The organism is Streptomyces sp. WMMC500 (assembly GCF_027497195.1).
Lineage (GTDB): Bacteria > Actinomycetota > Actinomycetes > Streptomycetales > Streptomycetaceae > Streptomyces.
Window position 1 is genome coordinate 6,608,584 of record NZ_CP114905.1, and the last position, 19,224, is coordinate 6,627,807.

The window sequence follows — 19,224 nt, forward strand, 5'->3', positions numbered from 1 at the left end:
CCGCCGCGGTCGCTCCGTCGTCGTGCCGCCCGCCCCCGTGATGGAGGAGCCGATGGTCTTCCTGCCCCGCCGCACCACCCCGTCCGCGCGCGGACGGGCGGACGGGCGGCTGCTGGTGGCCGCGCGCACCGCGGTGCTGGTGCCGGTGGCGGCCGGGGCGCTGCTCGCCGGGCTGGCCGCCGTCTTCGACGGCGCGGGGGATGCTCTGGCCTGGGTCGAGCGGGGGCTGCTGGGCGCGGCGGTCGCGGTGCTGGTGTGGTCGGTGATCACAGCGGCGGTACGGAACGTGGGCGACGGCGAGCTGGAGGTCACCGCCGTCTTCGGGGCGGTGCTGCTGATGGTCGCCGCGTACTTCACGGGGCCGCCGGTGCTGGTCGCAGTGCCGGGGGTGGCGCTCGTGACGGGGGTGGTGTCGGCGGTGCGTACGGACCGTGCGGAGCGGCGGCGCAGGCGGGAGCGGCGGGAACGGGACGCGCGGGTGCGGGCGCACCACGCGGAGAAGAAGCGGCGGAAACGGGAGAGCGGAGGAGCCGGCGGTGGCTGAGCAGGGGCGCGTGGACTATGTGAAGCGGCCGGGGCGGTCGGGGCGTACAGAGGCGCCTGTACGGGAAGGGAGCCGTGCCCGGGGCAAGGACCGGGACCGGGCCAAGGACCGGGCCGAGGGGGCCGCCGTCGGGTACACCCTCGTCCTGCCGCCCAACTGGTCCCGCATACCCCTGCGCGACGGCACCGACGAGGCCGTCATGCGGATCGTCGACGAAGCCGTCGCCGACCTGCCCGACGACTTCCCGCGCGACCAGGTGCCCGCGGTGCGCCTGGAACTCGTACGCCGCCTGCGCAAGGCCGCCGCCGACGCCCGCAAGAACGGAGGCCTCGACCTCTACCTTCCCGTCCAGCAGATGCACGGCGTGACGGTCGCGGCGTCGTTCGTCGTCTCCGAGATCACCCTGTCCGCGGGCGCCGACCCCGCGCCGGTCCTCGCCCGGCTGCTCGCCGACGCGGAGAACTCGCAGCCCACGGCCGTCGACGGGTCCGTGGGCTACCGCAACGAGCGGGTCGCGCGCCCCTCCGGCGACGAGGGCGGCGAGTACCCTTCGCGGCGCGTCGACTACGTGCTGGCGGTCCCCGAGGACGACACCCGGTGGGTGACGGTGGGGTTCAGTACGCTCGCGGACGGCGATCCGAAGGGGCAGTTCGCCGACGTGCTCGTCGAGCTGTTCGACGCGGTGATGACCACCTTCCGCTGGACGAGGAGCAGCCGGTGAGCTGGATCGAGGTCGACTACGACGACGCCAAGTGGCTGTGGGTGCCGCAGCAGTGGGAGGGCATGCCGTGGCCCGGGCCCGCGGAGTGGGCGGATGCCTTCGCGGAGGCGTGGTGGACGCTGGCGGACGTCGAGCCGGGCGACGAGGAGGAGGTCGCGCGGCTGCGGGACGCGCTGCTGGAGTTCGCGACGAAGGCCGGCACGGTCTTCCCCGGCCAGGACCTGTACCTGTATCTGCCCGACCCGCGGCAGGCGCCGGTGCCGCTGGCCGTGTGGGGGCTCGCGATGGCGGGTGACCGCAACGACCGGCTGCGGGAGCTGGTGAGGTCGATGGACGCCGAGGCGGTGGAGGCGCCGATCGTGGAGCTGTTCCGCCACCCGCACCTGGGCAACGGGCTGCGGGCCATGCGCTACTTCACCGACCCGGGCGACGGCACCCTCGGCTGCTCGCTGAACTACGCCTTCCGCTCCGAGCCGCACGGCGTGGACGTGCTGCTCCGCGCCCTCGGCTCCGACGTGGGGCGGCTCGCGGCGGCGGCGCAGGACATGGACGAGCTGGCGCTGGCGGTACGGGTCCGCCGCGACGAGGACCGCTGAGGGCGGGCCGTAGGCGACCTCGCGCGCGGTGGGGGACAATGGAGGGTCCGTCCCCGTACGCATCGAGGTAGCCGCCCGCATGTCCCACCCTCTCTCCGAGCTGCAGATCGGCCCCCACACCGTCTCCCCGCCCGTGGTGCTCGCGCCCATGGCGGGGATCACGAACGCGCCGTTCCGTACGCTGTGCCGGGAGTTCTCCGGCGGCAGGGGCTTGTTCGTCAGCGAGATGATCACGACGCGGGCGCTGGTGGAGCGGGACGCGAAGACGATGCGGCTCGTCCACTTCGACGGCACGGAGAAGCCGCGGTCGATCCAGTTGTACGGCGTGGACCCGGTCTACACCGGCCGCGCGGTGCGCATGATCGCCGACGAGGACCTCGCCGACCACATCGACCTCAACTTCGGCTGCCCGGTGCCGAAGGTGACTCGCAAGGGCGGCGGCTCGGCGCTGCCGTACAAGCGGAACCTGCTGCGCGCGATCCTCCGCGAGGCGGTCGCCGGCGCGGGCGACCTGCCGGTGACGATGAAGATGCGCAAGGGCATCGACGACGACCACCTGACGTACCTGGACGCGGGCCGGATCGCCGTCGAGGAGGGCGTGACGGCCGTCGCCCTGCACGGCCGTACGGCGGCGCAGCACTACGGCGGCACCGCGGACTGGGACGCCATCGCGCGGCTCAGGGAGCACGTGCCGGAGATCCCGGTGCTGGGCAACGGGGACATCTGGTCGGCGGACGACGCGCTGCGGATGGTCCGCGAGACGGGCTGCGACGGGGTGGTCGTCGGACGCGGGTGCCTGGGGCGGCCGTGGCTCTTCGGGGACCTGGTGGCGGCGTTCGAGGCGGGTCCCGGCGGGTCGCCGTACGCGCCCTCGCTGAAGGAGGTCGCGGGGGTGATGCGGCGGCACGCGGAGCTGCTGGGGCAGTGGCTGGGCGACGAGCGGCGGGGCGTCGTCGACTTCCGCAAGCACGTTCCGTGGTACACGAAGGGCTTCTCGGTCGGCAAGGAACTGCGCCACCGGATGGCGATGGCCGGCTCGCTCGCGGAGCTGGACGACCTGCTGGGCACGCTGGACCTGGACCAGCCCTGGCCGGCGGGCGCGGACGGCCCGCGGGGGCGCACGGCGGGCCGGAACAAGGTGGTGCTGCCGGAGGGCTGGCTGGCGGACCCGTACGAGTGCGCGCGGGTGGACGCGGCCGCGGAACTGGACACCTCGGGCGGCTGAGCCCCACGCGGCACCCCGCCGCCGACGGCCTGCACCCGTCGGGGCTAGCCTCGGAGCGGTGGACACGACGCACCGGCCCGCCGCGCGGGTCATCTGCCTCGACGCCGCCGAGCGCCTGCTCCTGATGCGGTGGCGCGACCCCTTCGACGGCGCCCTGATCTGGGAGCCGCCCGGCGGCGGCATCGAGCCGCACGAGACCCCGCTCGCCGCCGCCCGCCGCGAACTCGCCGAGGAGACCGGCCTCGACCCCGCCGCCGTCCAGGACCGCGGCGTGCCCGTCGCGCGCGACTTCCACTGGAAGGGCACCCACTTCGCCGGCACCGAGCACTTCTTCCTCGCCCGCTACGCCGCCGACCGCCCCCCGCTGCGCCGCACGGGCCTCCTCCCCGACGAACAGGCCACCCTCGCCGGCCACGCCTGGATCCCCTGGCCCGACATCCCGGCCCTCCCGGACCCCCTCGAACCCCCGCACCTGCGGACCGTCCTCGCCGACCTCGCCCCGGACGGCCCCTGGTCGACGCCCGCCGGCGCCTAGCGCACCACCCGGTGGCGGAGGAAGACGACGCCCGAGGGAGCGCAGCCTGGGATGCGACCACCCGTTCACCGTCGCCGGGCGGGAACTGCTCGGCGATTTCGCGTCGGGCCGGGACCGTCCGACCGAACGGTGAGGGCCCTAGCCTTCCGCCGCGGCGAGGGCCGTGAGGAGGGCCAGGGGGGTTGTCGCCGACCACGAGCGGGGAGTGCCGGTGTCGGGGAAGGGGACCGGGGTGGGCTGGGTGGTGCGGGGGTAGCCGGCGACGGCTTCGGGGAGGCGGTGGGCGGTGCGGGACGCCAGGTCGGCCAGGGCCGTTGCCACCGTGCGGGCCTCCTCGTGGAGGCCGTAGCGGGCCAGGCCCAGGGCCAGGATCGCGTTGTCGTGCGGCCAGACGCTGCCGCGGTGGTACGCCATCGGGTGGTACGCCCCCTGCCCCGCCGCCACCGTCCGTACGCCCCAGCCCGAGAAGAAGTCCGGCTCCAGCAGCCGCCGGCCCACCCGGCGCGCGCGGTCGGGGTCCAGCAGCCCGGACCACAGCAGGTGTCCGGCGTCGGAGGCCAGGGCGTCGGCGGGGTGGCCGGTGCCGTCGAGGGCCAGGGCGGGGAAGTCGGGGCCGGGGAGCCAGAAGTCGGCCGGGAAGCGGGTGCGGAGGTCGTCGGTGGCGGCGGTGAGGCGGTCGGCGAGTGCCGGGTCGGCCCAGGCGGTGGCGGCGAGGCGGGCGGTGTGGGTGAGGGCGGCGTAGGCGTAGCCCTGGGGTGCGGCGGGCGCGACGGCGCCGGTGGCGCGGGTGCCGTCGGCGGCGCACAGGGCACCGGGGGAGTCGCGCCAGCTCCGGCCGGCCGGGCCGCCGTCGTCGGGGCGGCAGCGCAGGTAGCCGGTGTCGGTGAGGCCGCCGTCGCGGAACATCCACTCGACGGCGGCGCGGGCCTGCGGCTCCAGGCGGCGGGCCGGCTCGTCGTCGCCGGTGTGCTCGGTGAGGGCGCCGAGGAGGACGAGGAACAGCGGGGTGGTGTCCACGGCCCCGTAGTGGCGCCCGTACGGCACCTGGCCGAAGTGGGCCAGTTCGCCGTGGCGCACCTCGTGCACGATCTTCCCGGGTTCGCCGTCCGCGTCGCCGGCCTGGGTGGCGGCGAGCGCCAGGAGCGTGGCGCGGGCGAGCGCGGGGCGGTGGTGGAGCGCGAACAGGGACGTCACGAGCGCGTGGCGGCCGACGAGCGCCAGGAACCACGGCCCCCCGGCGGCGGGCACCCGCACCTCCTCGCCGCCGGGGCCCGCGGCGGGGATGAGGAGCCCGTCGAGGTCGGCGAGGCCCTGTGCCGCGGCACGGGCGAGGTCGGGCCGGGCGGCGGTGCCGGTGGTTCCGGTGGCGGCGGTGGCGGCCGTGGCGGCGGTGGGGGGCGACGCCGGGTGTGCGGCTGCGGTCTGTGTGGGGGTGGCGTGTGCGGGGGTGGAGTGCGCGGTGGGGGCGTGCTCGGCGGGCGTGGGTGTCCCGGCGGTGCGGGGCCGGGGCGGGTCGGCGGCGCGCGGCTGCCCGGCCGCCGTCGCGGCGGCTGCCGGCACCGGCCCGGCCGCCGGCTCCGCCGGCTCCGCCGCCCGCCACACCGGCCCCGTTCCCGACGACGCCGCGGCACGGAGTGTCAGTTCCGTCGTCTCGTACGGTTCCAGCGCCAGCCGCCACACCAGCCGCCGTGCGCCGCTCCCCGTCTCCTCCACCGCGTCCGGTGCCGGGTCCGCCGTGACCGTCGTGCGCGCCCGCCAGTCGCCGCGCCGGTAGCGGAACTCCACGCCCGCCGGCAGCACTTCCCGGCCCCGTACCGCGTGCGGCTTGCCGTAGGCGCGGTGGTCGCCCCGTAACTCGAACTGGTCCGCGAAGTCCGCGTCGACCGTCAGCGCGAGCCACAGCTTCTCCGGCTCCGCCCGGTTGCCCGTGATCCGCAGGACCTCGACCAGGGCGCCGCCCTCGACGCGCTGGTCGCGGAAGACCGTGTGCGGCGGCGGCTCGTCGCGGTCGGTGGGCGGTACGAGCACCGCGTGCGCGGCGGCCGGGCTGCCGGCGGCCGGGGCCGCGGCGAGCAGGGTCGGGACCGCGCCGTCCACCGTCAGCCGCCAGCGGCTCAGGTGCCGGGTGTCTCCGCGGAAGAAGCCGTCCGGCTGCGCTCCCCTGTCCCCGGTGATGTCCCCGGAGCGGGTCACCGCGGCGAACGCCCCGCCGTGGAAGAGAAGCCGGTGTTCCGCGCCGCTCATGCGAGCGCCTCCTCAGCGAGGTGTCGTCAGCAGGGTGTCGTCAGCGATTGTCACCAGCGGGTGCCGTCGCGTCATTACGTCTGGTTGGCACGCAAAACTAGCGCGCTGCTGTCGGGTCGACAAGCAGAACCGGGGGCGCACGCACGCATGCGGCGGGGGCACGCGCCGCGGCTCCGGTGCCCGCTTCCCGTTCCGGCCGGGTAGCCCCGCCCCGCGGGCCCCGCAGCGTCCACATGGTGAGATTCCCCGCGCCCGATCGCGTGATTCTCCCCACGTCTGATAGGTCTTCCGCTCAGACGAGCGCTCAAATGTGGGCGTCATCTCTCGTATGCGCGGCACCGGGTGCCATGCGCATTCCTTCACGGCTCGAAGGCGCAACTGCGTTCCGTAACGCGGATGACCCGCCCCGGCTTGCCGATGCCCGCCCGTCCGGGATCGTCGTTAAGAGAAGTGAAGAAGGGGCGCGGCTCCCGGTCGCCAGCAGGATCCCAGGTGTGAGGGCCGAAACCCCTCGTGATCGTCTACGCCTCATCCCCTGGAGCCTTCGATCTGGGTATGTTCCTCGCCGTCAGGGCAGTTCCCCGCCAGGGGTCCCACACGAGGAGTCGATCCCGTGCCGGATACGAAGCCGGGTAAGAAGAAGGCAGTGAAGAAGGCGACGGCGAAGAGGCCCGCGCCCGCACCCGCGCCCCCAGCCGCACCCGCACCCGCCGCGAAGGCGGCCGCGGCCGGGACCGCGGCCAAGTTCGTCTACGACTTCCACGAGGGCAACAAGGACCTCAAGGACCTCCTCGGCGGCAAGGGCGCCAACCTCGCCGAGATGACCAACCTCGGCCTGCCCGTCCCTCCGGGCTTCACCATCACCACCGAGGCGTGCAAGGTCTACCTCGCCAGCGGCGCCGAACCCCCCGCCCTGCGCGACGAGGTCAGCGCCCACCTCGACGCCCTGGAACGGCGCATGGGCAAGAAGCTCGGCCAGGCCGACGACCCGCTCCTGGTGTCCGTACGCTCCGGCGCCAAGTTCTCCATGCCCGGCATGATGGACACCGTCCTCAACATCGGCCTCTCCGACGCCTGCCTGCCGGGCCTCGCCGCCCAGGCCGGCGACGAGCGGTTCGCCTGGGACTCCTACCGCCGCCTCATCCAGATGTTCGGCAACACGGTGCAGGGCATCGACGGCGAGCTGTTCGAGAGCGCCATCGAGGACGCCAAGCGCGCCAAGGGCGCCGCCACCGACGTCGAGCTGGACGCCGCCGACCTCGAAGCCCTCGTCGGCACGTTCAAGGACATCGTCGCCGCCCAGACCGGCCGGCCCTTCCCGCAGGACCCGCGCGAGCAGATGGACCTGGCCGTACGGGCCGTCTTCGAGAGCTGGAACGGCGAGCGCGCCCGGCTCTACCGCCGCCAGGAGCGCATCGCCGGCGACCTCGGCACCGCCGTCAACATCTGCTCCATGGTCTTCGGCAACCTCGGCCCCGACTCCGGCACCGGCGTCGCCTTCACCCGCGACCCCGCCAGCGGCCAGCAGGGCGTCTACGGCGACTACCTGCAGAACGCGCAGGGAGAGGACGTCGTCGCCGGCATCCGCAACACCGTGCCGCTCGCGAAGCTCCAGGACCTCGACCGGGCGTCGTACGACGAGCTGATGCGGATCATGGAGACGCTGGAGACGCACTACCGCGACCTGTGCGACATCGAGTTCACCATCGAGCGCGGCAAGCTGTGGATGCTGCAGACGCGGGTGGGCAAGCGCACCGCGGCGGCGGCGTTCCGCATCGCCGTGCAACTCGTCGACCAGGGGCTGATCTCCGAGGCCGAGGCGCTCCAGCGCGTCAACGGAACGCAGTTGGCGCAGCTCATGTTCCCCAGGTTCGACAACGGCCACAAGGGCGACCTGCTCGCCCGCGGCCTCGCCGCCTCGCCGGGCGCCGCCGTCGGCAAGGCGGTCTTCGACTCGTACACGGCCGTGAAGTGGTCGCGCTCCGGCGAAAAGGTCATCCTCATCCGCCGCGAGACCAACCCCGACGACCTCGACGGCATGATCGCCGCCGAGGGCATCCTCACCTCCCGCGGCGGCAAGACCTCCCACGCCGCCGTCGTCGCCCGCGGCATGGGCAAGACGTGCGTGTGCGGCGCGGAGGACCTGGAGGTCGACACCAAACGCCGGCAACTGACCGCGCCCGGCGGCGAGGTGATCGACGAGGGCGACGTCGTGTCCATCGACGGCTCCAGCGGCAAGGTCTACCGCGGCCGGGTGCCGGTCGTGCCGTCGCCGGTCGTGGAGTACTTCGAGGGCCGCATGCACGCCGGCGCCGAGGACGCCGACGAACTCGTCGTCGCCGTGCACCGCCTCATGTCGTACGCCGACCGCATCCGCCGGCTGCGCGTACGGGCCAACGCCGACAACTTCGACGACGCCGCCCGCGCCCGCCGCTTCGGCGCGCAGGGAATCGGGCTGTGCCGCACCGAGCACATGTTCCTCGGCGAGCGGCGCGAGCTGGTCGAGCGGCTGATCCTCGCCGACACCGAGGAGGAGCGCGACGCGGCGCTGAAGGAGCTGCTGCCGCTCCAGCAGCGGGACTTCGTGCAGCTCTTCGAGGTGATGGACGGGCTGCCGGTCACCGTGCGGCTGCTCGACCCGCCGCTGCACGAGTTCCTGCCGGACATCACGGAGCTGTCGGTACGGGTCGCGCTCGCCGAGTCGCGCAAGGACCACAACGAGAACGACCTGCGGCTGCTCCAGGCCGTGCACCGGCTGCACGAGCAGAACCCGATGCTGGGCCTGCGCGGCGTGCGCCTCGGGCTGGTGATCCCCGGGCTGTTCACGATGCAGGTGCGGGCCATCGCGGAGGCGGCGGCGCAGCGCCTGGAGGCGAAGGGCGACCCGCGGGCGGAGATCATGATCCCGCTGGTGGGCACGGTGCAGGAGCTGGAGCTGGTACGGGACGAGGCCGAAGCCGTCATCGCCGAGGTGGAGGCGGCGCGCGGCGTGGCGCTCAAGCTGACGCTGGGCACGATGATCGAGCTGCCGCGGGCGGCGCTGACGGCGGGGCAGATCGCGGAGTCGGCGGACTTCTTCTCGTTCGGCACCAACGACCTCACCCAGACCGTGTGGGGCTTCTCGCGCGACGACGTGGAGGCGAGCTTCTTCACCGCGTACCTGGAGAAGGGCATCTTCGGCGTCTCCCCGTTCGAGACGATCGACAAGGACGGCGTCGGCGCGCTGGTCCGCGACGCCGTGGAGGCGGGGCGCGCGACGCGGCCGGACCTGAAGCTCGGCGTGTGCGGCGAGCACGGCGGCGACCCGGAGTCGGTGCACTTCTTCCACGACGTGGGTCTCGACTACGTCTCGTGCAGCCCGTTCCGCATCCCGGTGGCCCGGCTGGAGGCGGCGCGCGCGGCGGCGGCCCCGGCGGCCGGGAACCGGGCACCCGCCAACGGGACGTCGGCGGACCGGACGTCCGCGAACGGGGCCGCCCCGGGCGCCGCGTCCGCGGCGTCCGCCCCGAACGGCCGGAAGCCGCAACCGGCCGCCTGAACCCCCGGCCACCGTCGGCGTTGCCCTGACCCTCACCCGACGGCAGACCGGTTCCGCGAGGGGCGGCGCCCGTGCGGGGGCGCCGCCCCTCACCTCCGCTGCCGGGCGCGGGCGGCGTTCGTTACGCTGTCGCTCGCTCGGACCTGGCCGCCGCCGGCGGCCCGAAGCGGCGACGTGGCCGGCAGGCCACCGGGGGGTGAAGGGGACCATGTCCCGACCGGACGACGGCCCGGCGGCCGTGCCGCACGCCCGTGCGGGGGAGCCGGGGTGGCCCACCGCCCCGCCGCCGCACCGGCCGCTCGGGGCGGCCGACCCCGCCGTGGCCGGTCCGTACCGGCTGGAGGCGGTGCTCGGCGCCGGCGGCATGGGCCGCGTCTACCTCGCGCGCACGCCCGCGGGCAGCGCGGTGGCGGTCAAGGTCGTCCACCGCGAGTACGCGGGCGACTCGGGGTTCCGCAAGCGCTTCGCGCAGGAAGTCGCCGCCGCCCGGCGGGTGCAGGGCCTCTACACGGTGCCGGTCGTCGACGCGGACCTCCAGGCCGACGAGCCCTGGCTGGCCACCGCGTACGTGCCCGGGCCCTCCCTCCAGGACGCGGTCGCCGAGAGCGGACCGCTGTCCGCCGGTGCGGCGCTGGCGCTGACCGCACGGGTGGCGGAAGCGCTCCAGTCCATCCACGCCGCCGACGTCATCCACCGCGACCTCAAGCCCTCCAACATCCTCCTGACCGCCGACGGCCCCAAGGTCATCGACTTCGGCATCGCCCGGGCCGCGGACCTCACCGCCGTCACCGCCACCGGCGTACGCGCCGGCACGCCCGCCTACATGGCGCCGGAGTACATCCGGGGGCAGACCGTCACCGAGGCCGGCGACGTCTTCGCCCTCGGCGGCATCGCCCACTTCGCCGCCACCGGGGGGCATGCCTTCGGGGGCGGTACGGACCACGGCGTGGTCTACCGGATCCTGGAGCAGGAGCCGGACCTCGCCGCCTGTCCCGAGCCGGTACGGGGCGTCGCGGCCGCCTGCCTGACCAAGGACCCGGCGCGGCGGCCGACACCCGCCGAGGTCATCGAGCTGTGCCGGCTTGCCGCGACGGGCGGACACCCCGCGACGGTCCTCGACGCGCCCGCGCCGGGCCCGGAGGCCGTCACGGCGGCGGCCACCGCCCCCGCGGCTCAGCCCACCCCGGCGGCGCCCGCCGCCCAGGCCGGCGCCCCGGCGACGCCCGCCCCGGACCCGTACGCCCTGACCCAGACCGTCACCGCCGGCGCCCCGGGCTCCGTGCCGCACCCCCCGGACCCCGGCGGCGGCGGATCCTCCGTGCCGCCGGCCCTGCTGCTGGCCGGTGCCGCGGCGGTCGTCCTCGCCATCGTCCTGGTCGCCGTCCTCCTGCCCTCGTCCGGCTCCTCCGACAACTCGCAGGCGGACTACCCCTACCCGACGCACGAGCCCACCGCCAACCTCACCTTCCCGCCCCGGACCAAGGGCGCCTCGGCGCTCGCCTTCAGCCCGGACGGCAAGACGCTCGCCACCGGCGGCTCGGAGGGCTTCATCCAGGAGTGGGACGTCGCCGGGCGCAAGATGCGCACCGCCTATCCCGAGCGCGCCACGTCCACCACCATGTTCCAGATCACCGACCTGGCGTTCAGCCCCGACGGCGAGCGCCTCGCCACCGGCCACAGCAACGGCGGGACGGGGCTGTGGGACCGGACCCGGCGCCGGCAGGTGCACTACCTCCCCATGGGCGGCGAGAGCGTCGAGTTCTCCCCGCCGGACGGCAAGCTGCTCGCCATCGGCAGCAGGACGGGCGCGATCTATCTGCAGGACCCCGAGGTGCGCACCGACGACCACGTGGCGTACTTCGACCAGGAGTCGGACGTCACGGAGGTCACCTTCAGCCCGGACGGCCGCACGCTGGCCACCGCGGGCGACGACTCCGACAGCAACTCCGGCAGGGACGACCAGGTGCGGCTGTGGAACGTCGGGAAGCTGGACCCGGAACCGTACGGCCAGGACGGCCCGCGCGTGACCCTCGGCGTCACCCGCGAGGTGCTGAGCGTGGCGTTCAGCCCGGACGGCAAGACGGTCGCGACCGGTGGCCCCGACGGCAGGGTGGAGTTGTGGGACGCGGCCAGTGGCCGCAAGAAGGGGGTCCTCGCCGACGAGTTGCTCACCTCGGTCGCGGACCTGGCGTTCAGCCCGGACGGGAAGACCCTCGCGACCGCCTCCGTCGTCAGTGACGGCGTGCTGCTGTGGAACGTGGCCGCGCGCAAGCCGCGCGCCCTCCTGCTGACCGGCGAGGAGGCGGGGAGGGGGAAGGGCGTGGTCGAGGCCGTGGCCTTCAGCCCGGACGGGCGGCTGATCGCCGGCAGCGACCGCGAGGACCGCGCCGTACGGCTGTGGAAGAACCCGGGAGCAGCCCCTCGCTGATCTCGCCGACCTCGGCGACCGGTGCGGGGCCCGGGGGCGTCAGGAGCGGAACGGGCCCGTTATCTCGTAGGTGATGCCGCCCGAGGAACTGCCCGAGGTGCCGCGCTGGCTGGAGAAGTACAGGCGGGTGCCGTCCGGGGTGAAGGCCGGGCCGGTGATCTCCGAGCCGCCCTGGCCGTCGACGCGCAGGAACGGGGCGACGACGTCGTCCGGCGTGATGAGGCAGATCTCCATGTTGCCGCCGTCCTCGGCGACGTAGAGGTCGCCGGAGCGGCTGCCGGTGACGTTGTCGACGCCGGTGAGCGGGGCGCTGCCCGGGATCAGGGAGTCGTCGTACGCCAGCTCCAGGGTCTGCGCCCCCGCGTCGTACTGCCAGACGCGGCCGTCGCCCTTCGTCGTGAACCAGCAGATGCCGCCGTCGCTCGCGTAGTGGCAGCCCTCGCCGCCGTCGAACCGCTTGGCGCCCGCCACCTGGTTCCGCGTCGCCGTCGACGCGCCGCTCGGGTCCGGCACCGGCGCCCACGTCACCGGGCCCGAGGTGCCCGAGCCCATCCGCAGCACCTCCAGGGTGCCGGCGGACAGCGAGCCCCAGGTGCTCGGCCGGAAGCGGTAGAAGCAGCCGTCGGAGACGTCCTCGGTGAGGTAGACGACCTGCCGCTCCGGGTCCGCGGCCGCCGCCTCGTGCTTGAAGCGGCCCATCGCGTCGCGCCGGATCGCCGCCTTCGCGCCCCAGGGGTCGGTCTCGTAGACGTAGCCGCGGTCGACCTCCTCGCACGACAGCCACGTGTCCCACGGCGTCTTGCCGCCCGCGCAGTTCTGCCGTGTCCCGGACAGGATGCGGTGCGCGCCCGCGACCGCGCCGGCGGCGGTGAAGCGGATCGCGCCCGCGCCGCCGGAGGGGGTGACCTCGGAGTTGGAGACGTAGATCCAGCCGTCGCCGTCCGCGAAGCAGGCGCCGCCGTCCGGCGCCGGGTGCCAGGTGTACGACGTACCCGCCACCTGCTGCCCGGAGCGCGCCACGACGCGGCTGGTGAAGCCCTGCGGCAACCGGATCCCGTTTCCGTCGGCCTGCCCGGGCGCCCCGTACGGGCCCGCCCCAGGCTGCGCCGGGTCGGCCGCGGCCGACCCCCGCCACAGGGTGCCGCCGAATGCCGTCGCAGATCCGCCGACGACTGCTCCGCGCAGGAAAGAACGGCGCTCCACGACCATCCACTCCTTGAGGTGGGGGAGCCCGGGACAGCCGCCCGCGGGCCGCCTTCGCACCATAGAACTGCGAGGTTGACGGAGCGGCAACACGCCGGTTACGCAGAGCTGACCGCTCGCCGTCAGGCGACGGCGCGGACACCGCCGCAGGCGGCGGCGAGCGGACGTCAGGGCGGGTCCGCCGCCCCTCCCGTGTCCGTCTCCGTGTCCCACAGGCGGAGGTCGTCTGGACGGTGCAGGTTTTCGACGGCACGGCGGCGTTCTGCCTCCGTGAGGTCGAGGGCGGCCAGCCGGCGGCGCCATGCCTCGACCCCGTCGGTCTCCGCCACGGCGGTGGCCAGCTCGATCAGGGTGGCGAGCGTCCGGGCCAGGTCCACGGGCGGGGCGCCGGCCCCGTGCCTGCGCAGGGCCGTGGTGAGGATCCGGAGGGCGGCGCGGTCGTCGTTCTTGAACTCGCTGAAGATCCGGGCGTTGTCCAGTGCCCTGGCCAGACCCGTGAGGCTCTTCGAGCCGCCGTACTCCAGCTCCGCGGGCTCGTCGCGCTGAATGAAGATGACCGAGTTCCCGGACGGGTCGACCACGGTGAACCGGCTCGCCCCTGGCCGGAACCGGGTGAGGCGCGGCCTGCCCCTGGCCGGGACCCTCCCGTAGGCGGCGCGCAGGGCCCGGGTGAACTCCGCGTGGTACGGCGCGACCTCGTCGACCATGACGAGGCAGCCTCCGACGTCCTCCTGGCTGGGATCGATGTTCTTCGGCGGCGTGCCGAAGTGCAGGGCGACACCGCTCCACTCCAGCGCCAGGTAGAGGTAGGGCCGGGTCTGCTTGTACGTGACCTCGAACCCCAGCGCCTGGTAGAACTCCAGCGTCTCCGCCACCGACACGCACGGCAGCACCGGCACCGTCGTCTCGTTCGCCCGCACCGTCGCCTCCGCCATGCCCGCCGCCTCTCGGCTCCTGTCCCGACCCGGGCCTGTGAGGGTGCCGCAGAACCGGGTGCCCGCGCCTATGGCGTTTTTATCTCGCCTTTATGTCCGCAGGTTCAGGCCGCGGTGCGGGTGGCGGTGCGGAGGGCGGCGAGCTGCTCGTCGTAGCGGTGGAGTACGAGCCGGGCCAGCGCCGGGTGCGCGCCGAGCGGTGCCGCGGCGGGCAGGCCCAGGGCACGGGCGTCGGCCGCTGTGCGGCGGGCGAAGAGGCCGGGCGCCGTGAAGCAGCAGGCCACCCCGATACGGCGGCAGCCCCGGGCGGCGAGGACCCGGGCCGCCTCCGCGACGGTGGGCGCGGCGGCCGAGGCGTACGCGGGCAGCACCGGTACCCCCAGCCGGGCGGCGAGCAGCGCGGCGGTGGCCTCGGTGTCCGCCGCCGACCGCGCGGCGCGCGATCCGGCGGCGGCGAGCACGACCCCGTCGCCGTCCCGCCAGCCGGCCTCCGCCAGCCGGGCGGCGAGGGCCGCGGCGAGGAGGGGGTGCGGGCCGAGGGGGGCGGCGATCCGGGCGGAGAGCGGGGGCGGGGGCCCGCCCGCCGTGCGGAGGGTCGCCTCCCGCAGCAAGTCCGGGATGTCCTTCGTGACGTGGTGACCCCGCCCGAACAGCAGCGGCACCAGCACCGCGTCGCCCCTCAGCGTCCCCAGCGTGTCCCGCAGCAGCGGCTCGTTCAGCTCCACGTGCCCCAGCCGCACCGGCAGCCCCGGCCGCAGCTCCCGTACCGCCGTCAGCAGCGCGCGTACCGTGCGCACCGCCTCCGGATCCCTGCTCCCGTGCGCCACCGCCACCAGCACAGGAGGCCCCGGGCGCCCGCGGCCCCTGCCCACCGCCGCCAGCCGTGTGCTCAGCTCGGCGGTGATCCTCGACATCAGCTCTGCTGTCCCGGGGGGCGGTGAAGTGGCCGTCATACCGCGAGCCTGGCCCACCGCCGTTGCGGTCTCGTTTCGCCGCCGCGTCGCTGTGTTGACGGGTGCTCACGCCCGTACGCCCCCGCCGCTGAGGACGGCGAACCCGTCCCGTAATACCCCCGTCCACCAGCGGTGACATCCGTCCCGCACCCTCACCGTATGACCGTCGACACCCACTGCCCGTACTGCTCGCTCCAGTGCGGCATGACGCTGAAACCCGACGGCACCGCCGGGCTGGAGGTACTGGAGCGCACGGCGTTCGACGTCAACCGCGGCGCCCTGTGCGGCAAGGGCCGCACCGCCCCCGCCGTCCTCGACTCAGCGGCCCGCCTCACCGAGCCTCTCGTACGCGAGGACCGCGATGATCCAGCCGCCCCGCTCCGCCCCGCCACCTGGCCCGACGCGCTCGACCGCGTCGCCGCCGGCCTCGCCCGCGCCCGCGCCGGGCACGGGGCGGACGCCGTCGGGGTCTTCGGCGGCGGCGGGCTGACCAACGAGAAGGCGTACGCGCTCGGCAAGTTCGCCCGCGTCGTCCTCGGCACCTCCCAGATCGACTACAACGGCCGCTTCTGCATGTCCTCCGCCGCCGCCGCGGGCACCCGCGCCTTCGGGCTCGACCGCGGCCTGCCCTTCCCGCTCGCCGACATCCCCCGCACCGGCTGCGTCATCCTCGTCGGCGCCAACCCCGCCGAGACCATGCCGCCCGCCCTGCGCTACTTCACCGAGCTGCGCGCGAACGGCGGTACCCTCGTCGTCGTCGACCCGCGCCGCACCCGCACCGCCGAGCAGGCCGACCTGCACCTCGCCCCCCGCCCCGGCACCGACCTCGCGCTCGCCCTCGGCCTGCTGCACCTCGTGATCGCCGAAGGCCGCACCGACGACGCCTACATCGCCGCCCGCACCACCGGCTGGCCCGCCGCCCGCGCCGCCGCCATGGCCCACTGGCCGGAGCTGGTCGAGCGGATCACCGGCGTGCCCGTACCGCACCTGCGCCGGGCCGTCGAGCTGTTCTGCGCGCCCGAGGCGGCCATGGTCCTCACCGCCCGCGGCCCCGAGCAGCAGGCCAAGGGCACCGACACCGTCGGCGCGTGGATCGACCTGTGCCTGGCCACCGGCCGCCCCGGCCGCCCCTACTCCGGCTACGGCTGCCTCACCGGCCAGGGCAACGGGCAGGGCGGCCGTGAACACGGCCAGAAGGCCGACCAGCTCCCCGGCTACCGGCTGCTCACCGACCCCGACGCGCGCCGCCACGTCGCCGGCGTCTGGGGCGTCGACCCCGATACGCTCCCGGGCCCCGGGCGCAGCGCGTACGAACTGCTCGACGCCCTCGGCGCCCCCGGGCCCGACGGCGTACGGGCGCTGCTGCTCATGGGCTCCAACCCGGTGGTCTCCGCGCCGCGGGCCGGCCACGTCGAGGAGCGGCTGCGGTCGCTGGACTTCCTGGCGGTCGCGGACGTGGTGCTGTCGGAGACCGCCGCCCTGGCGGACGTCGTGCTGCCCGTGACGCAGTGGGCCGAGGAGACCGGCACGCTGACGAACCTGGAGGGCCGCGTACTGCTGCGCCGCCGCGCCGCCGACCCGCCGCCGGGCGTCCGCGGCGACCTCGACGTGCTGCGCGGGCTCGCCGAGCGGCTGGCGCCGGAGCGGGCGGCGGGGTTTCCCGTGGCGGCGGAGGAGGTCTTCGCGGAGCTGCGGCGGGCGTCGGCCGGGGGGAAGGCGGACTACTCGGGGATCACGTACGCGCGGATCGAGGCGGAGGACGGCGTGTTCTGGCCGTGCCCGGAGGGCGGCGAGCCGCAGCCGCGGATGTTCCTCGACCGGTTCGCGACGCCGGACGGGCGGGCGCGGTTCGCGGGGGTGCAGCACCGGCCGGCGGCGGAGGAGACGGACGCGGAGTACCCGGTGTGGCTGACGACGGGCCGGGTACTCGCGCAGTACCAGTCGGGCGCCCAGACGCGCCGGGTGAGCGAGCTCACCGCGGCCTCCCCCGGGCCGTACGTGCAGATGCACCCGGAGCTGGCCGCCCGCGTGGGCGCCGACGAGGGCGACCCGGTCGCGGTTCTCTCCCGACGCGGCCGGGCCGTGGCACCGGCCCAAATCACCACGGCGATCAGGCCGGACACGGTGTTCATGCCGTTCCACTGGCCGGGCGCGGGCCGGGTCAACACGGTGACGAACCCGGCGCTCGACCCGGTGTCGCGGATGCCGGAGTTCAAGGTGTGCGCGGTGCGGGTGGAGCGGGCGGAGGAGGGGGAGTAGCGGGGGTCTCGTCGCGTACGGGCCGGCGCCCGCGGCGTACGGGTCCTCAGCCCGTCGTCTCCCGCTCCACCCACGCCAGGTACCCCGCGCTCCCGCGGGTGACCGGGACGGCGATGATCTCCGGTTCGTCGTAGTCGTGCGCCGCGCGCAGGTGGGTCTCCAGCTCCGCGTACCGGGCGGCCGTGGTCTTGAGCAGCACCTGCCACTCCCGCGACTCCTCGACCGCCCCCTCCCACCAGTAGACCGACGTGACCGGGGCGCTCACCTGGGCGCACGCCGCCAGCCGCGCTTCCACAGCCCCGCGGGCGAGCGCCTCCGCCTTCTCGCGGGCATCCGTCGTCGTCAGTACCGCCAGGAAGTCCGTCATGCCCACTGATCGTAGGCGAGCTTGGCGACCAGCCCGACGACCGTGACGACCAGCACGCCGCGGACGAAGCCGCTGCCCTTCTTCAGCGCCATGTGCGCGCCGAGCCAGCCGCCGCCCAGGTTGAAGACCGCGAGCAGCGCGGCCAGCGACCACAGCACCGTGCCCTGCACCGAGAACGTCACCAGCGCGCCGAAGTTGGTGCAGACGTTGACGATCTTGGCGGTGGCGGACGCCTGCACGAGGTTCATCTGCAGCACGGCGGTCAGCGCGAGCACCAGGAACGTGCCCGTACCCGGGCCTATGAGCCCGTCGTAGAAGCCGATGCCCAGCCCCGCGACCGCCACCGCGGCGGCCACCCGCCGCGGCGTCACCGGGCCGGTCGCGGGCGCGTCCGTGCCGAACGACGGGCGCAGCACGACGAACACGAGCACCGCGAGCAGCACCACCATGATCACCGGCCGCAGCACGTCGCTGCTCACCCCCGCGGCGAAGAACGCCCCCAGCGCGGAGCCGGCGAGCGCCGCCGCCCCGATGCGTACGGCCAGCCGCACGTCGACCGGGGACTTGCGGGCGTACGTCACCGCCGCCGCGGAGGTGCCGACGATCGCCACGGCCTTGTTCGTACCGAGCAGGTACGCGGGCTGCAGATGCGGATAGCCGAGCAGCAGCGCGGGCAGCAACAGCAGCCCGCCGCCGCCGACCACGGCGTCGATCCAGCCCGCCGCGGCGGCGGCGACACACAGCATGACCAGGGTGAACAGGGGTATGTCGGGCATCGTCGGCGAGCGTAACCCGGGACGGAGTGGCGCCCGGACGGCGGGGTGGAACCGGGGATCACGCGGGCCGCGTTGAAGGGGTGGGAGGGGGAGTCATCGTGAGGATGCCGTGGGAGGACCCGACGACACGGCCGGCGGCACGCGGGCGCACGGGACGGCCGCGGCTGCGGCTGCCGGGGCGGTCGGCGCTGCGGCTGCGGCTGCCGCGGACGCGGGGCGGGCGGCGGCGGGCGTTGCGTGCCGCCGTGCTGGCCTGCGTCCTCGCCCTGCTGCCCTCGGCCTGGCTGTTCGTCGCCGCCGGCGACCGCGTCGTGGCCGCCGAGCGGGCGCCGCACGCGCCCGTGGCCCTCGTCTTCGGCGCCGGCCTGTGGGGCGAGGTGCCGTCCCCGTATCTCGCCCACCGGCTCGACACCGCCGCCGAGCTGTACGCACGCGGCAAGGTCGACGCCATCCTCGTCAGCGGCGACAACGGCACCCGCGACTACGACGAGCCCACCGTCATGCGCCGCTACCTCGTGGACCTCGGCGTCCCCGCCGGCGCCGTCGTCCGCGACCACGCCGGCTTCGACACCTGGGACTCCTGCGCCCGCGCCCACCGCGTCTTCGGCGTCGACCGGGCGCTGCTGGTCAGCCAGGGCTTCCACATCCGCCGCGCGCTGGCGCTGTGCCGGGCGGCGGGGATCGACGCGTACGGCGTCGGGGTGGACGAGCCCCGCCGGGGGGCCTGGTACTACGGCGGGCTGCGGGAGATCCCGGGGGCCGTGAAGGCGGCGTACGACGCGGCGTTCACGCCGGACCCGCGCCACCTGGGGCCGCGGGAGCGGGGCGTGGACGAGGCGGTGGCCGCGGCGCGGTAGCGGCGGGCCCGGGCACGGGCGGCTCGGAAGCCGGTGCGCACCG

The 19,224-nt window shown here is 75.1% G+C and carries 15 protein-coding genes; 9 read left to right on the plus strand and 6 right to left on the minus strand.

Annotated features, from left to right (window positions below; translation table 11 throughout):
• The first annotated feature begins 52 nt into the window (after window positions 1-52).
• The 5 genes from O7599_RS28425 (at window position 53) to O7599_RS28445 (ending at window position 3,621) form a co-directional block, all read left to right on the plus strand.
• The gene (locus O7599_RS28425; RefSeq protein WP_281618454.1) at window positions 53-544 is read left to right on the plus strand and encodes a hypothetical protein; all 492 of its coding nucleotides are present in this window, start codon (window positions 53-55) and stop codon (window positions 542-544) included.
• Window positions 537-1,265 carry a hypothetical protein gene (locus O7599_RS28430; protein WP_281618455.1) on the plus strand — a complete coding sequence of 243 codons (729 nt, stop codon included), beginning with the start codon at window positions 537-539 and terminating at the stop codon, window positions 1,263-1,265. Before O7599_RS28425 ends, O7599_RS28430 begins: the two co-directional genes overlap by 8 nt.
• On the plus strand, window positions 1,262-1,861 hold the full coding sequence (locus O7599_RS28435; protein WP_281618456.1) for a hypothetical protein: 600 nt from the start codon (window positions 1,262-1,264) through the stop codon (window positions 1,859-1,861). Before O7599_RS28430 ends, O7599_RS28435 begins: the two co-directional genes overlap by 4 nt.
• Before the next feature lie 79 nt (window positions 1,862-1,940).
• Entirely contained in the window at window positions 1,941-3,086 is a 1,146-nt protein-coding gene (dusB, locus tag O7599_RS28440; protein ID WP_281618457.1) for a tRNA dihydrouridine synthase DusB, read from the plus strand.
• 58 nt (window positions 3,087-3,144) lie between these two features.
• Complete coding sequence (locus O7599_RS28445) at window positions 3,145-3,621, plus strand: NUDIX domain-containing protein (protein WP_281618458.1); 477 nt, start codon at window positions 3,145-3,147, stop codon at window positions 3,619-3,621.
• Window positions 3,622-3,759: 138 nt separating this feature from the next.
• Here the strand turns inward: O7599_RS28445 and O7599_RS28450 are convergent, their stop codons facing one another.
• On the minus strand, window positions 3,760-5,865 hold the full coding sequence (locus O7599_RS28450) for a glycogen debranching N-terminal domain-containing protein (RefSeq protein ID WP_281618459.1): 2,106 nt from the start codon (window positions 5,863-5,865) through the stop codon (window positions 3,760-3,762).
• Window positions 5,866-6,478: 613 nt separating this feature from the next.
• Here O7599_RS28450 and ppdK point away from each other — a divergent pair.
• Entirely contained in the window at window positions 6,479-9,403 is a 2,925-nt protein-coding gene (gene ppdK / locus O7599_RS28455; protein ID WP_281618460.1) for a pyruvate, phosphate dikinase, read from the plus strand.
• A 208-nt stretch (window positions 9,404-9,611) separates the two neighbouring features.
• The gene (locus tag O7599_RS28460) at window positions 9,612-11,831 is read left to right on the plus strand and encodes a serine/threonine-protein kinase (RefSeq protein WP_281618461.1); all 2,220 of its coding nucleotides are present in this window, start codon (window positions 9,612-9,614) and stop codon (window positions 11,829-11,831) included.
• Between the two features lie 39 nt (window positions 11,832-11,870).
• Here the strand turns inward: O7599_RS28460 and O7599_RS28465 are convergent, their stop codons facing one another.
• From O7599_RS28465 to O7599_RS28475, 3 genes are all read right to left on the minus strand, one after another.
• Window positions 11,871-13,034 carry an alkaline phosphatase PhoX gene (locus tag O7599_RS28465; RefSeq protein WP_281618462.1) on the minus strand — a complete coding sequence of 388 codons (1,164 nt, stop codon included), beginning with the start codon at window positions 13,032-13,034 and terminating at the stop codon, window positions 11,871-11,873.
• 167 nt (window positions 13,035-13,201) lie between these two features.
• A complete protein-coding gene (locus O7599_RS28470; protein WP_281618463.1) occupies window positions 13,202-13,969 on the minus strand; it encodes a glyoxalase in 768 nt (255 codons plus the stop codon).
• A gap of 104 nt (window positions 13,970-14,073) precedes the next feature.
• The gene (locus O7599_RS28475; protein WP_281618464.1) at window positions 14,074-14,922 is read right to left on the minus strand and encodes a CbiX/SirB N-terminal domain-containing protein; all 849 of its coding nucleotides are present in this window, start codon (window positions 14,920-14,922) and stop codon (window positions 14,074-14,076) included.
• A gap of 159 nt (window positions 14,923-15,081) precedes the next feature.
• On the opposite strand from O7599_RS28475, the gene O7599_RS28480 reads away from it, so the two are divergent.
• Window positions 15,082-17,181, plus strand: a complete 2,100-nt coding sequence (locus tag O7599_RS28480) for a molybdopterin oxidoreductase family protein (RefSeq protein ID WP_281618465.1) — start codon at window positions 15,082-15,084, stop codon at window positions 17,179-17,181.
• A 46-nt stretch (window positions 17,182-17,227) separates the two neighbouring features.
• Here O7599_RS28480 and cutA read toward each other — a convergent pair whose 3' ends face one another.
• Together cutA and O7599_RS28490 are read right to left on the minus strand one after the other, a co-directional pair.
• Window positions 17,228-17,548 (minus strand): divalent-cation tolerance protein CutA, encoded by a 321-nt coding sequence (cutA, locus tag O7599_RS28485; protein ID WP_281618466.1) that lies wholly within the window; start codon window positions 17,546-17,548, stop codon window positions 17,228-17,230.
• Window positions 17,545-18,324: a TSUP family transporter gene (locus tag O7599_RS28490; protein ID WP_281618467.1), complete on the minus strand. Its 780-nt coding sequence runs from the start codon at window positions 18,322-18,324 to the stop codon at window positions 17,545-17,547. The genes cutA and O7599_RS28490 overlap by 4 nt, the downstream gene beginning before the upstream one ends.
• 104 nt (window positions 18,325-18,428) lie before the next feature.
• Between O7599_RS28490 and O7599_RS28495 the strand changes: the two genes are divergently transcribed.
• Window positions 18,429-19,181 (plus strand): ElyC/SanA/YdcF family protein, encoded by a 753-nt coding sequence (locus O7599_RS28495; RefSeq protein WP_281623553.1) that lies wholly within the window; start codon window positions 18,429-18,431, stop codon window positions 19,179-19,181.
• Window positions 19,182-19,224 lie beyond the last annotated feature (43 nt).